The sequence below is a fragment of the Agrobacterium sp. BT-220-3 genome (assembly GCF_025910175.1).
GTDB classification, from domain to species: domain Bacteria; phylum Pseudomonadota; class Alphaproteobacteria; order Rhizobiales; family Rhizobiaceae; genus Agrobacterium; species Agrobacterium oryzihabitans.
On record NZ_JAPAIX010000015.1, the window covers coordinates 50,093 to 63,114 of the forward strand.

The following is a 13,022-nucleotide window of genomic DNA, read 5'->3' on the forward strand; positions in this document are numbered from 1 at the left end:
CGGGATTATTCCGCTGCCATCGGGAACGAGTGTTCGTTCTTGTCCTCTGAAGTTTCAGCCTCACCCTCTGCGTCGGGGTCAGACGCGATCCGAACGTGAGGCGGAAGCCAACCGCTGTCCTTGATGGACTTGGCGGCATACTCCGCAGCCTCGCCCTTCTTCATGTTGCCGACACCAGCGGCGAAATCCTCGCCGCGCACCTCGGCAACAACGGCTTGAATGGTCGGCCTGTTGACGTGGCTGAAATAGCTTTCCGCCGTGGTCTCAAACCAGTCATGCATGTCCACGTTCAATGCGCGGCCCATCTGGTCGGCATGGGCCAGCGCTTGGCTGCGACTGCTGAACTTCTTCTCAACCGCATTGACGGAATGGGCGGCGGCATAGGCCAGAAGCTGCAACAATTCGCTTTGTGATTGATCCATCAGCCATTCCCAAAGGTCAGCAGGATCGCCGGGAAGCCGATGCCCATAGTTTTCCTCAAGGCTTCCCCACGCCTCAAGGGCCTTGTTCTCGGCGGGCCGCTTCATCGAACCGTCCAGCACTTCATGGGTGACAGAGATTTCAAGCGCGCTCTGGTGGCCGGGAATGCCCCATGCCGTACGGTACTGCACCTTGAGCAGCATTGCGTGGACGACCGCCACAAGCGCAATGTCGGGATTGTTCGCCAGCTCGACACGAAGTGCCGCCGTCTTCTGAGCGGTCAGGTCTTCAATCAATGCGGCTGAATGGGTCAGCCCCGTAGATTTCGAAGCGCCGTCAGCCTCCTCGGTCGCCCCGCCTTGCTTCCCTTCCGTGGCCTCGGCCTTCTTCTTGTCCTCGTCGCGGACAAGGCCTCTCAGCACCGACAACTTGCCCCAATGGTCGATTGTGACGATTGCCCCTGCCATTGCGAGGTCTTCGCTGCGATAGGCTTCTTCGCGCTTCTGCAGGACGGCGATTTCCTGCTCGACGGCGGACAAGGCGGCCTCTGCACCTTCATCCTCCTGATCCGCATCGATCTGCGCCGCCAGTTCGTCATAACGCTCAGTCAGTGCGTCAAGCTTGGCTTGATCCTCGTCGCGGAGGTCCACGCGCTGCGGGTAAACCCGGGCCATCTGATAGATGTTATCCGGCTGCTGAGCGCACCACTCGACCCATTTCCAGCCTTCGGCCTTCACGGCTTCCGCCTCGACCTCCAACTTCTCGGCAACCAGCTTTTCAAGCAAGCCGCTATCGCATGCAAAGCCTCCTCCCTGCTCGGCAAACAGGTCGCGGCGCACTGGACCGCCAGCCGCCTCATAAACCTCTAAACCGCCGATCAGCGCGAGCCGCTTGTCGCTTGCAGGGACTTCATCCACGGCGAGACGGCGCTTGATTGTGTTGGCGCTGCGGTCCCATGAGGGGAGGGCATTCCAAACCTCTTCCTGTCGAGCGTGATCGTCGGTGATGGTGAAGGCTGCAAGCTGCTCAAAGGTCATATCCTCGGCGCGGAACGCCCCGAACAGGACAGGGGAAACTTTCGCCAGCGCAAGACGGCGGTTGACGATGATTTCGGTTGTCCCGAACCGGGCGGCGATGTCCATGATTGACTTGCCCTCATCGAACAACGCTCTGAATGCCTCGAACTGGTCGGCGGGGTGCATCGCCTCCCGCATCACGTTCTCGGTCAGGCTTAATTCCGTGGCGTCACCCGCCTCCCGGACAATGACATTCACAGCGTAGTCAGCCGTAATCTCGCCCCGTTCGGCCAGAAGATTGAGGGCTGCAAGGCGGCGACCGCCAGCGGTTACGAGGTATCTTCCCTTGGATGCCTTGCGCACCACAAGGTTTTGGATGACGCCATTGGCGAGGATCGAGGCCGACAGGCTCTCGATGCTCTCCTTGGTGTAAGTCTTGCGGACGTTCTTCGGGTCTGCGTCCAGCTTGTTCAATGCTACCGCGATGATGTTGCTCATGGTCTCTTGCTCCAGTTTTTCCCGTTTCCCTTGGGAGCAAGCCCCGCTAGTGGGCGAAGCCTCTGCCTTCGTTTTCGAAGGATGTGCCCCCACATCCGGCGGAACGAAGGGGGAGGGCGCAGCCCGCTCCCGTTAGGACGCGGATCGGGTCATGGGGCGGGAGGAAGGAAAAACGGAAGGTTTGCCGGCCTGACGGCGAAAGCCGTTTTTCCTGACGAGCGACGGCGCCTGCGCGCTTGCCCATTGGCGCGATCGGCGACCTATCGTAAGAGCGGTACAGGGTAGGATCGATGGGCGGCCGATCCCGGCCGCTCCTTGCGGATGCGAACCGGCGACGCCGGTTCTCCGTCTTCACCAGGTTATAAAACGATGGATCTGCCCGCTGCGCTCCGAGTGATGAGCGCTCCGCTCCTCGGGCAGCTCTCCATTTCAACTTGATTTAATGTGTCGATAGCGGCGGTTAGCCGCTCGGCTCGGATCGATCGGCGCGAGTCCGAGATCCGAGAAGGACAATGAAGAACATCGGAGCTTTCAGCATAGCGCCGCCCCTCCTTCAGGGGCGGGAAAGCGGGAATTCTCGACACGGTTTTGACGGAAGAAGGGAAGCCGCAGGAGGCTTAGCATAGCGCCGCGAAGCGGAAGCCGGGACCGACTTCCCCCGGCAAAACCGTTCCTTGCCTCTACAGCCTGGGCGTTGCGTTCATGATGTAGTGGGCGATCTGAAACAGCTGTTCAACAGTCGCAGCCAGGTCAGCAGAGGCTTGCTGGATCTCTGGCGGTTGGGACGGATCGCCGGCGAGATCGCCAGCCTTGGCGATGATATCCTCGCAAGGATCTGCGATACTGTGAATGAGCTTCAGCAGCTCCTGGGCGGTTGCCTGATCCACCAGTGCCTGTCCTACGTCGTTTCCGGGCACCGAAACCCTATGGAGCAAGCGGACGGAGGTCCAGAGGCTTCCTAAGCGGGTTGTTAAGCTGTCTCTGCTGAAATGGCGGAATGGTAAAAGGACCGCGAAAGCCGCCAAAACCGCTTCTGACGGAAGATAAGGCGCCGCTGCGAAGCGGACGCCTGAGACCTCGCGACCCTGAACAGCCGCGCCTCCTGTTCGATCCCATGCCGGATCGCGTCGAACCTTGCCTAGCCGTCTTGAAGAACCGCCCGCCGAAGGGGCCTGAATGGTCCTACGATATCAAGTGGGACGGCTACCGGATTTCTGTCCACCGGGAGCTATCCAAGGTGAGGATCCTGACACGCGGCGGCTTTGACTGGACGGAAAGATTCCGGGCCATTGCGTCAGCGGCGGCCGCTCTTGGTCCGGCGACATTCATCCTCGATGGTGAAGCAGTCGTGCTCGACGAGATGGGGCGATCAGACTTCGGGCTGCTGCAGGGCTCGCTTGGGGGCCGGACCGGAAAACACCCGGCTGCAACCGCGCTCATGTTCGCGTTCGATCTCATGTACCTCGACGGCCATGATCTGCGTAAGCTGGAATTTGCTGCACGGCGGCACATCCTTGAGGATCTGCTTGATGAGGCCACAGGGGCGATCCGCTTGTCCGAGGAAATCAACGAGGATCCCGAAAGGCTGATCGAACACGCTTGCGCGCTGGGCCTGGAAGGCATCATCGGCAAGCATCGTGATCGCCCCTACAGACCGGGCAAGACTGGCGACTGGATTAAGATCAAGTGCGTCCAGCGCGAAAGCTTTGCCATCCTCGGCTACGAACTGTCGTCAGCTATGCCAGATGGCTTTGGAAGCCTCCTTCTCGGAGCTCTCAGAGGAGGTGAGTACGTCTATGTCGGAAGTGTCGGAACTGGCTTTAAACATCAGCAAGCGCGAGCGTTGCGAAAGCAGCTCGACAAGCTGAAAACGAACAAGCCGGTGATCCGCTTCAAAGAGAAGACCCGCATCGCGACAAATCCAGGCCTGATCGCTGAAATCGACTTCCGGGGATGGACGTCCGACGGGAAACTGCGCCACGCCTCGTTCAAGGGACTTCGCGACCCTGAAGACGCAGCGGCAGTATATTCGCTCGATGTTGGAGACGCCTAACCGGCAAGATTGGGCGGGGGCATGTTTCTTCTCAGAGCAGCGAGAAGCAGGTCTAGATCCCGATTGGCATCCGCCGCCAGCATGAGGTTGTCCGCAACCTCTGTAATGGCAGAGAGGACTTCCGTCTCCTCCCAACCTCGGCGCATGGCATCCTCTACCAGGTCCTGCAAAACAGTTTCCACCGCCATCTGACACGCGATGTAGCGGCTTTCATCCTTTTCGGGTGGCGCTTTTGGAAAGTCGGTCATGTTCCAGCAAATATGCTTCCTGCGGGCGCATGCAAGGCCGCGGGTTCGGGATCACGACGGATAGGCCGCACCCTGCAGGGCAGGGTGCGGCCGTACTTCACTGAGGCTTGTTGTCGTTTCCGGCCTTGCTGTTGAGCTCGACTTGATAGCTGAACTCGACCTTGGCGATGAGCGGAAGCATCACGGCGATGGAGAACCGAAGTTGGCCCTTGCGGGACAACTTCGCGATTTGCCGGTTGATGAACTGGCGAAGGCGACGGCCGGTTTTCTGGCAGAAGGTTACGAGCGTTTTCATCAGAGTTCCTCCTTAGTGGTTGTGCGTAATCGCGAAGCTCGAATACGGCTGGAACCGCCGAGTGCATCGCGCAGCGATCGCAACGGAGCGAAGCGGAGAGGAGAACCCTTCAGGGTTTCACGCCAAGGCGGGGCCTGACGTATCGTGCGCAGCATTAGATTACGTACGGCCACTAAGGAGCGGCCTGAAAGCGCGGCCTTCGTAGCCCCAGCCGTCGCCTTTGCCTTCAACCGGCAAATCGTGATCCGGCCGCCAGATCGGATCTCCATCGCCGTGATGCTGCAGCGGTGGTTGAGCTCGCGTCGATGCTCCTAGCCGGAAACGACAACAAGCCTCAGTCAGCCGTCCCGCTTGCGGGGCGCGTCCGTCGTGAGGGGGAAGGGGAGTTTGAGGGGAGGGGCCGAAGGGGGCTCCCCTCATTGCGGTCGGGTGCCGCTCGATGCGGCGCTCAAGCGCCCTATGCCTGAGCGGCGTCGCGCTTGCGCAACAGAAACCGCTTCAGGCTCCAGCCAGCTCTCAAGATGTAGGGTGGCCGCGCAAGAGAGTAGTGGCCGCAATTCAGCTGCACTACGCTCACTCTGGCTCCGGAATTCTTCAGCCTCCGTAGCAGGCGTTCTGACAGGTCCGGCAAAACAACCGTGTCCCTCGATGCCAGTATGACATGAAGCTCGAGGCCTGGCCGCGCCAGCTTGTCTGCATCGTTCTCGAGATTGAGAGGTGCCCACGCTCTTTGGAGCAGGGCGGGCGTAAGGTGCGGCTCGAGGCTCTTCCGGATCGAACGGGTTGCGCGCCCGGTCCATACCATTTCGGCAAGGCTTCCTGCCGTGAGGAAGAGTGACGCCCGAGAAACGGCGGTTTCATGCGCCGCGACCAGTCCGGCTATCCAGGAACCAAGACTCATCCCGAGGACAGAAACATCCCGATACCCCTCGCGCTTCAGCCAGCGGATAAGCTTGCGCCCGTCCCATACAGCCTGTCTGACGGCCTGCACCGTTCGGCCGAGATTGGCGCTGAGCATGTAATCGGCATAGAGCGAGCCCGGACGCTTGCGCTCCAAGTGGTAAGGCATGGCGATCTCGATTACCGCAATCCCTTGCCAGGAGAGGAACCCGGCAATCTGCCGGTTCCGACTTTCGGCGTTCCAGTGATGGAAGATCACCACCGCCTGATCGCGTTTTCCGCTCTCCGTGATCCTGGCCCACACGATGTTGTTTTCAGCAACATCGGTTGCAACGTCCGAAGGGAATTTCAGCCAGCCATCCCGAAGCTCAAAGGTTTGGTCGCTTGAATCAGGCGGCTCAAAAAAGTCCGGGTCAGCGGCGGCCGTTTCCGCGAGAACGCAAAACTCCTCTACCGTTTCAGCCGCCCCCATGCCGGGAAATGCACGATCGGCGTCCAGAATGAGGTCCGTGGTCTTCTTGGCCTCTTCGCCGCGTTGGGCTCGGCCCTCGTCCCAACGATCCAGCCAATTATGAAACATGGCTGTCGCCTCTTATCTCACGAGCACGCCAAGCTGGCTCAAACGCCGGATCAAATAGACCATAGGTCGCAATGAGTGCGGTAACGATCAGCAAAACAGAGAAACCATCGAACGCGTCGATCAACATGTATGAGACGAAAAGCAAACCGATCACCGCAGACATCTTCCACAGGGGGGAACGAAGCCGCCGATCATCCCCCAAGCGGATTGCTCCATACACAAAGACGCTGCAGGTCGAAAGCACGACGAGCAAGCTGCTGTAGTGTGTGGGCATGATGTAATCGAAGGTCCTATCTCCATCGTCGTAATCTGCCAGCGCAGCCCAGACATCGCGGACCAGCCATGTCACGAAATCCGGGCCCTGCGATGCAAGATAGGCACTTTGTGCCTTCATGCAGATGGCAGCAAGGACGACGAGCACGGAACATCTGAAGACCCCGCGCATGATCCGCAGACCGATTTCACTGGTGTCCGGCCAGCCTCTCTGCTCGCCAAGGAGTTCAGTTCCGCGTTTAAGCTTCCATAGATCATGGATGATCGTATGCAGCAGGATCAGGCCGGCGAACAGCAGGTAGAAGCTTGTGGACATGTAGAGATAGGCAAGGGCGGTAAATACGATTGCCGCCGGCGTCGATAGGATATCCGGCCTGATGATACCGATCGTCCCCCAGCTTGGGGCAAAATCCTGCGCTTGCTCAAGCAGAGGGATAAGCTGCACGCCGATCCATTGCACCACGCCCGCGAATAATATGCAGATCAGGAAAACTGCCCAATAGGTCTGTGAGTTGGCCTGCAAATGTAGCGTCCAGGCGTCGCCGCTTGTTACACGATCAGCCTCCGCCAGTAGCCTGAGCCGGCCATCATGCTTCCAGAAACCCAGAAGCTCGATGACGACGGCGAAAAACAGTGGCAACAGCACCATGAACAGGAAGGTCCAGTTCGGTGCCCAGAGGAAGCCAACCTGCTTCTCGATACCATCCGAGCGCACATAGGTGATGCTGTGGATCCCCAAAATGTATGAGAGGAATCCGAGGGCGGACGAACCGGCGAAGATCCAGGCCGGCAAGTTCAGATGTGATCCATGCGAGAAAATCGCCTCGGTCTTGATTGCTAAACCCCTTGGCCGCTCCGCTGGCATCGTTTGAAGGTCCACCGAGACGACGGGCGTTAGAGGAACCTGGTTTTTTTCTGGCGCTGACGTGTCATGCACACGCAGGGCAGTCGCAGTCGAGCCACCGGTCTTCTTTTGATCTCGCCGCCTGGCGGTCAGACGCGCTTGGGCCGAGCTGAGCTCATTCAGCCAATCATTCGTCGCCTCGCGATCGTCGCAACCGAAGATGCGTGCCAGCCAGCGAATGTTGGCCGGACTGATGCCTTTGTCATTCTCCTGAAACCAGAGCTGGACGGTGCGAAGATCCACTCCGACACGGTTGGCGTCGATCTTTGAGATGGCATCCGCCAGTAGCTCCGGCGTCCACGGGCCTTGGGGAAAACCGTCTTCACCCAAGGGGCGTCCGGCACCCGCAGCAGCCATTTTCTTGAACAGTTCCTTGAAATCGCTTCCATCCGCCGGCGGTGGAACAAAAATCTTACCGTTTTTTTCCAATGACTTACAGCCCAGGATTTCGTCTTGTTTCGTATCCTATCGTGCGTTGTGGACGATTTGATGGTCTGAGACGATCCCCAATGCAACTAGATCGGTGAGGCATCCGCCATGCTACTGTCGTCATCCAGTTCGCGTTCGTCCTGTGAAGCAATTGCCGCTCGATGCACCAAAACGGCTCCGGCATTGTCCACGCCCAGCAAAGTGGGAACGGAGATCGCAGCTGGTGGGACAGGAGAAAAATCCTCGCTTCGTGAGCTGATCGATCAGCATTCAGCGGCAGTTCAAGGGGGGAAAGAGGCGAAGGCGAGCCGTCAGGCAATCATCAATTATGAGCCAAAAGGCGACGGTGAAGCATATCTGAAGCTGACCTATCTGGCCGGTTATCTGATCGCGACCAAGAGCTCATTATCTATCCAAGAGCTGAAGTCGATTTCTGAGAACTCTGGCGCTCGTAGACGCCCCTGATGTTCCGATACCGGCCCCTCTTTTGCGGCAGCAATCGGGCGGGAGGGGAGCCGAGGGGAGGGGCATTGGGCTCCCTTCGGGCGGACCGCAGCTCGCTCGATGCGGCCAGGTTCGCAACGGCCAAAACGATGACGGGGCCGGCTCTTTCGAACCGACCCCCCAACAAAAGCGTCAGACTATTGTCAGCGCAACAAGCCCAATCGCTCGCCAAGGCTAGACGGTGTCGGCGTGACCGACTCCTTTGTCATGGCGATGATGGCGTTCTGTGACAGCCCTTCGATCTCATAGCCAAAACGGCGCGCGCTCTCGATGATCGATTCAAGGCTTGGGTGCTGCTCAAGAAGCGTCCCGAACCAAAGCGCGTATTCGTCGGTTTCCTCATCGGGAAACGCCTGCAGAAAGAAGGTGCGCAACGGCGGATCATAGCCGATTACGGCATTCTCGTCAGTCTCTCCGTCGGTCTTCACGGTCACTGTGTAGCGGCTCAATGGTGTCCCTCCTGATGTCGGGCCGCATCGAAATGCGGCCAAGGTCCTATTTGAACAGCGGCATTGTGCGCTTGTTGGTCAGGTTGGCGCGGTCGGTTTCAAAGCGGTAGCCGTCCCAATCCTTCCATGCTTCCCAACCTGTCGCGGTGGCGCGTCCGTACCAGACGCGCACCCTGACCTTATTGTTTCCAAGGTACTCGACAACCTCAACCGTATGGCTCCCTCCTAAACCGGAGGGCGTGTCGAAGACCTCAACGCCTCGGCGCTGGTTTTTGCTTTTCATCGCTTCGCCTCCCACAGCCGGAAATAGGCTTTCACCAGCTGGCGGCGCTGCGCGTCGGCGGCACTGCCGCCGAACATGGCGTCGCCTCGGCCGGAAAACTCCATGACTGTAAAAATCTGCTCACTCATGTGGGGATCCTCTTTGTCCGGGCTGATCAAGCGGCGCTGTCGCCGCTGATCGATTTCAAGACACGACTTGCCGCATAGCGCCCGGCCTCGTTCAAGTTGCGCTGCCACGCCCCTTGCGACGGAGACCAGCGGAACCCGTGAGATTTCAGGGTGCGCCGCGTCTGTTCGTCCGGCTTGCCCGGAAACAGCAACTGAATGCGGGCCATGTCGGCATTTTCCTTGACCGTGACGGCTCCTGCCTCCGTCTCGACGTCCTCGGCGCGGTCGCCGCGCTTCTTCATCGCAGCAAGCGAAGCGAGGCGGGTTTGCATGCGGCGCAGTTCGGCGCGGGTGTTGGTGGTGGAAAAGCCGCGTCGGTTCTGCCACGGGGCAAGGGTAACGCCACGCGATGCCCTCTCCTCGTCCATGCCGGTTTCTGCCACCACACGGGCCAGAATGTCGGCTTCGCTCGCCTGATCCTTCTCCATCCGACGAATGATGACATTCGCTCGTTTCATCCGGTCGATGGACAGCGCCAGGTCTTCGATCCGCGAGGCGATGCGCTGCATGGCGGCCGGATCGCCGGAGCGGATCGGCTCGTCATCGGTCCCGTGCGGAAACGCCTTGCGCTTCACTGACTTTTTCGCAGTCGCGATATGAGCCGAGACATCAGCACGGCGGGCGTCTGATACCCGCATCCGCTTTTCATTGCGGGCGACGGGAAAGCGGGCAGGTCCGGTGATAAACCAGTTCATGCAACGGCCTTCCGCTGCCCAATACTTGCGGGTGATCTCGACATGACGGCGGGCAAAGGCCCCTAATTCAGCCTCCGGCAGGGGCAGTTTTGCTTGCTCCCACAGCTCCACCATGTAGGCGGCAAAGCGGTTCAGGCGCTCTGCCAGCCCTTCCAGTTCGGAAAGGCTGCGCCGCTCCGGAAAATGAGTAAGGGCATGGAAGCTATGTTCGATGTCCTTCGCCGCGATGGTCGCGGCAAAGGTTCCGGCGAGAATGGGCAGGGTGCGGTCCTCGACAACAGCGATGATCATCGGACTACCCCCGCCATGACGGTTGGGTGAGTGCGAGTGATGCGGGTCTGGAACCCGATCAAAGCGCCGCCCAGAATGACCCCATTGGGGGAATGCTCGTCTGCCTTGGCGAAGACCGGATCAAGAACCGGCTTGCAGACGTTCAGGCGGGCCGCCACTTCCTCAATGCTGATCAGCGGCGGCAGGACATGCGAGCCGTCCAGACTGGCAAGAACGATCTTTTCGGCCAATGGCTGCGGGTAGCCGTCAAAGACGGTGAAGGCGGTCAAGCCGTCGCGCAAACCCTCCTCATCGACGATAAGAACGTGGTTCGTGTCGAATGGTACGACCTCGACAAGCTGGCATCCAATCAGCCCGTAGGTCTGAGAAAACGCGCTCGGTGCTGCGACCTCGGCAGCTTGAATGGTCACGGCTTCCGGGTCCAGCAGGTAGACGGTTGCGGTTGTGGTCATAGTTCTCACCCTTTCTCCAATTCCGCGAAGCGGTCTTCTCATGCCCCTCGTGGGCAGGAGCCCCGCTCCTGTTCCCGAGTTCGCGCGGAGCAGCGGGGGAGAGGGTGGCAAGGGGATAAAAACGGAGGGGGTTCGCCCGCCCGAGGCAAAGCCGAAAGGGCGTCGTGTCAACGGCGCTCCTGCACAAAGCGCTGCCCCAAGGCTGCGCGAAGGAAGGACGGGGAGACCGTTTTTTCCCCTTGTGAGGGAGAGGGGGCAGCGCTCCTCTTTCCCTCATCAAAGAAACAGACAGGACGCCTCCGGCGTCACTGCTTTATCCTGGCCTAGGCCGGCAAACCGCTGATGCTGATTACTGTGAAGAGCAGTAGGGGAGGGGAAAGGCCGCCCCGATACGAGGCAGGGCGGCCTCCGTAGGCACGCGACAAGAAAGGGCTAGAGACTTGCCACGACCTGACTTGATCAACAGCCAATATGGGTCGATCGGGCGAGGCTGTAAATGTTCCGAACGGATTTTGCCTGCGATGAAACTGATTTGAGGCGAAGCCGCAGCGCAACCGATCGTCACCCGAATGGGCGGAGACAGTGTCTGCTGGCTCCGTGCCGAAGGCATAGAGCGGGGTCGCAAAGCGATGCGCCAAAGCAGCTATCCAGGGTAGACTTTCGAGGCACCATCTTTAATTGTCCCGGAGGAACAACGATGAAATTCCAGTGTGGTTGGTGGCAATGGCAGGTTTCGGACTCGAGCAGTGGGTAAGCTATCTCGGACTTGAACGCGTTGTAGACCCAGACAAAGATCATCCGGTTTATCGCAAGCCGCTCGACGGAAAGATCATCGATCTCAGGCAACTGGATCTGCTGGTCGCGCAAAGGCTGCGTGACCTGCGAACCGACAGACAACTTGCGCAAGCCAAAGTGGCCATGCTGCTAGGGGTGAAGGAGGCAGCCTACGCCCGCTACGAAAACGCCTCATCCTTGATGACCGTCGGACGCCTGCTCCACGTTTTCGAAGTCCTGAATATCACCCCGGAAGAGTTCTTCGATCCTCTCGTCAACGAGCAGCCCTCTCACTCCAAAGCCGAGTCACGCGAAGCCCTGAGAGACCAGCTGATGGAGGAAACGGTCGACCACCTGAAAAAGCTCGACGATACGACCTTGAAGATGGTGCATGATCTTGTGCTTGCCATGGAGCCCCGGACGATCGAGAAGCAGAAAGGGAATGGCGCGGCGAAAGCCGCGCCATAACTTGCACTCAATGGGTTGGCTCTGGTTTCTACCGCGCGCCGGCCGCCATTGGCGAATAGCCGGCGCTCATGCGGCGTCCTTCCCCCCTTCTGGCGAAGGCACCGCTCGGATCGATCGGCGCCAGTCCGAGATCCGAGAAGGACAATGAAGAACATCGGAGCTTTCAGCATAGCGCCGCTCCTCCTTCAGAGGCGGGAAAGCGGGAATTCTCGACACGGTTTTGACGGAAGAAGGGAAGCCGCAGGAGGCTTAGCATAGCGCCGCGAAGCGGAAGCCGGGACCGACTTCCCCCGCCAAAACCGTTCCGTTAGATTCGACAGTGACAGGAAAGGTGATCCCATGACCAATGCTTTTGACCAGGCACTGCAAAAGGCAACCGGCGGCTACCCAGTCGATACGCTGATCGTAACCAAAAACGAGGATGGCGAACCCGAAGTGTCCATGTTCGTCCTCGATGCGGACAATCAGCTGCTTCACGTTTCCTATGACCCAGAGGGCGGTATCATATTCAAAACCGCTCAACAGGACGAGCTGCTATTCTCGCGCCAACTCCTTGAGACCATCGCGAAGATGCAGGTTTCGGCGGACAGAAGATGGAAAGAGCTTCAGCGTCATTGGGTGGACGACAAGGCGACCTGGGAGGGCTTTGAACATCTTCTCGATACACCAGATATTCAGTGAAGCGAGCGCGTCGGCTCCGGCAGCAGCTTTAGCATCTGCTTTACGACCGTTCGCAATTTCCTCCAGTCTCGCAGATCGCCTTCGTTCACGCGCTCCTGGATCGCCGTTAGGATCCATCCAACGCAGGCGATATCGTCCGCAGCGCGATATTTGTCTGACCTGTGGAAGCACGCGACGATGCGAGGCCGCGCGCCTTCCTCGGTCTTTGGAATCTGCGAAACCAGATCCTGCGCTTCTCGATAGGCATTTGCCACACGTTTGAGGTCGTCTGGCCCGGCTTGGGTGATCATGCCGACGGTCCACATCAGCGTGTTTGACAGGTGTTCCACTTCGTCAGTCATGGCGATCCTTATTCCTCTCCATTGTGACAACGCCTCAAAAAGTTAACACCACGCGGACACTCGCGTCAGGTGCAAATCTGCAGATTAGGCTCGCGTCATGTTCCATCTTGACTTTTAGCGGCCCATGCGTTCCCTGTTTGTTCCTTTCATTCCGTATCACGAAAGGACCAGTTTGAAATGCTTGTCAATCGGCGTCGTAACGGGACCCCTTATCGGCTCCCAAAAGGGACCCCTGCCTCTAGTTGCATCGGGTCAGCGCGCGTAGGCCCGGGGCTCTCCATTTAGCGCAAGGGCCTGCGGG

General features: G+C 59.1%; 16 protein-coding genes. 4 read left to right on the forward strand and 12 right to left on the reverse strand.

Annotated elements, in window-relative coordinates:
• Positions 1 to 5: 5 nt before the first annotated feature.
• Together OK142_RS23230 and OK142_RS23235 are read right to left on the reverse strand one after the other, a co-directional pair.
• A complete protein-coding gene (locus OK142_RS23230; protein WP_498685495.1) occupies positions 6 to 1,934 on the reverse strand; it encodes a ParB/RepB/Spo0J family partition protein in 1,929 nt (642 codons plus the stop codon).
• A gap of 680 nt (positions 1,935 to 2,614) precedes the next feature.
• Positions 2,615 to 2,821 carry a hypothetical protein gene (locus OK142_RS23235; RefSeq protein WP_037094711.1) on the reverse strand — a complete coding sequence of 69 codons (207 nt, stop codon included), beginning with the start codon at positions 2,819 to 2,821 and terminating at the stop codon, positions 2,615 to 2,617.
• Positions 2,822 to 2,931: 110 nt separating this feature from the next.
• Between OK142_RS23235 and ligD the strand changes: the two genes are divergently transcribed.
• A complete protein-coding gene (gene ligD, locus OK142_RS23240) occupies positions 2,932 to 3,987 on the forward strand; it encodes a non-homologous end-joining DNA ligase (protein WP_498685496.1) in 1,056 nt (351 codons plus the stop codon).
• Here ligD and OK142_RS23245 read toward each other — a convergent pair.
• From OK142_RS23245 to OK142_RS23260, 4 genes are all read right to left on the reverse strand, one after another.
• Positions 3,984 to 4,235: a hypothetical protein gene (locus OK142_RS23245; protein WP_052642495.1), complete on the reverse strand. Its 252-nt coding sequence runs from the start codon at positions 4,233 to 4,235 to the stop codon at positions 3,984 to 3,986. The two genes, ligD and OK142_RS23245, sit on opposite strands and share 4 nt — an antisense overlap.
• Before the next feature lie 97 nt (positions 4,236 to 4,332).
• Positions 4,333 to 4,530 carry a hypothetical protein gene (locus OK142_RS23250; protein ID WP_153423356.1) on the reverse strand — a complete coding sequence of 66 codons (198 nt, stop codon included), beginning with the start codon at positions 4,528 to 4,530 and terminating at the stop codon, positions 4,333 to 4,335.
• A gap of 457 nt (positions 4,531 to 4,987) precedes the next feature.
• The gene (locus OK142_RS23255; protein WP_498685498.1) at positions 4,988 to 6,010 is read right to left on the reverse strand and encodes an alpha/beta fold hydrolase; all 1,023 of its coding nucleotides are present in this window, start codon (positions 6,008 to 6,010) and stop codon (positions 4,988 to 4,990) included.
• Positions 6,000 to 7,616: an RcgA family putative transporter gene (locus OK142_RS23260; protein WP_498685500.1), complete on the reverse strand. Its 1,617-nt coding sequence runs from the start codon at positions 7,614 to 7,616 to the stop codon at positions 6,000 to 6,002. The genes OK142_RS23255 and OK142_RS23260 overlap by 11 nt, the downstream gene beginning before the upstream one ends.
• Before the next feature lie 108 nt (positions 7,617 to 7,724).
• On the opposite strand from OK142_RS23260, the gene OK142_RS23265 reads away from it, so the two are divergent.
• On the forward strand, positions 7,725 to 8,081 hold the full coding sequence (locus OK142_RS23265) for a hypothetical protein (RefSeq protein ID WP_498685501.1): 357 nt from the start codon (positions 7,725 to 7,727) through the stop codon (positions 8,079 to 8,081).
• A 182-nt stretch (positions 8,082 to 8,263) separates the two neighbouring features.
• On the opposite strand, the gene OK142_RS23270 is transcribed toward OK142_RS23265, so the two are convergent.
• Genes OK142_RS23270 through OK142_RS23290 form a run of 5 tightly spaced genes read right to left on the reverse strand, consistent with a single transcriptional unit; the run spans position 8,264 to position 10,457 of the window.
• Entirely contained in the window at positions 8,264 to 8,569 is a 306-nt protein-coding gene (locus OK142_RS23270; RefSeq protein ID WP_498685502.1) for a hypothetical protein, read from the reverse strand.
• A 46-nt stretch (positions 8,570 to 8,615) separates the two neighbouring features.
• Positions 8,616 to 8,852, reverse strand: coding sequence for a hypothetical protein (locus tag OK142_RS23275; RefSeq protein ID WP_498685503.1), 237 nt, complete (start codon positions 8,850 to 8,852; stop codon positions 8,616 to 8,618).
• Positions 8,849 to 8,980 (reverse strand): hypothetical protein, encoded by a 132-nt coding sequence (locus OK142_RS23280; protein ID WP_498685504.1) that lies wholly within the window; start codon positions 8,978 to 8,980, stop codon positions 8,849 to 8,851. The genes OK142_RS23275 and OK142_RS23280 overlap by 4 nt, the downstream gene beginning before the upstream one ends.
• A 26-nt stretch (positions 8,981 to 9,006) precedes the next feature.
• Positions 9,007 to 10,005 carry a DUF8626 domain-containing protein gene (locus OK142_RS23285; RefSeq protein ID WP_498685507.1) on the reverse strand — a complete coding sequence of 333 codons (999 nt, stop codon included), beginning with the start codon at positions 10,003 to 10,005 and terminating at the stop codon, positions 9,007 to 9,009.
• Positions 10,002 to 10,457: a DUF3846 domain-containing protein gene (locus OK142_RS23290; RefSeq protein ID WP_498685509.1), complete on the reverse strand. Its 456-nt coding sequence runs from the start codon at positions 10,455 to 10,457 to the stop codon at positions 10,002 to 10,004. Before OK142_RS23290 ends, OK142_RS23285 begins: the two co-directional genes overlap by 4 nt.
• 723 nt (positions 10,458 to 11,180) lie before the next feature.
• Here OK142_RS23290 and OK142_RS23295 point away from each other — a divergent pair.
• Both OK142_RS23295 and OK142_RS23300 read left to right on the forward strand, forming a co-directional pair.
• Positions 11,181 to 11,699, forward strand: coding sequence for a helix-turn-helix domain-containing protein (locus tag OK142_RS23295; protein ID WP_137039937.1), 519 nt, complete (start codon positions 11,181 to 11,183; stop codon positions 11,697 to 11,699).
• A 339-nt stretch (positions 11,700 to 12,038) separates the two neighbouring features.
• A complete protein-coding gene (locus OK142_RS23300; protein ID WP_107341903.1) occupies positions 12,039 to 12,380 on the forward strand; it encodes a hypothetical protein in 342 nt (113 codons plus the stop codon).
• Here the strand turns inward: OK142_RS23300 and OK142_RS23305 are convergent.
• Positions 12,374 to 12,721, reverse strand: coding sequence for a hypothetical protein (locus OK142_RS23305; protein WP_107341902.1), 348 nt, complete (start codon positions 12,719 to 12,721; stop codon positions 12,374 to 12,376). The genes OK142_RS23300 and OK142_RS23305 overlap by 7 nt on opposite strands.
• Positions 12,722 to 13,022: the final 301 nt, after the last annotated feature.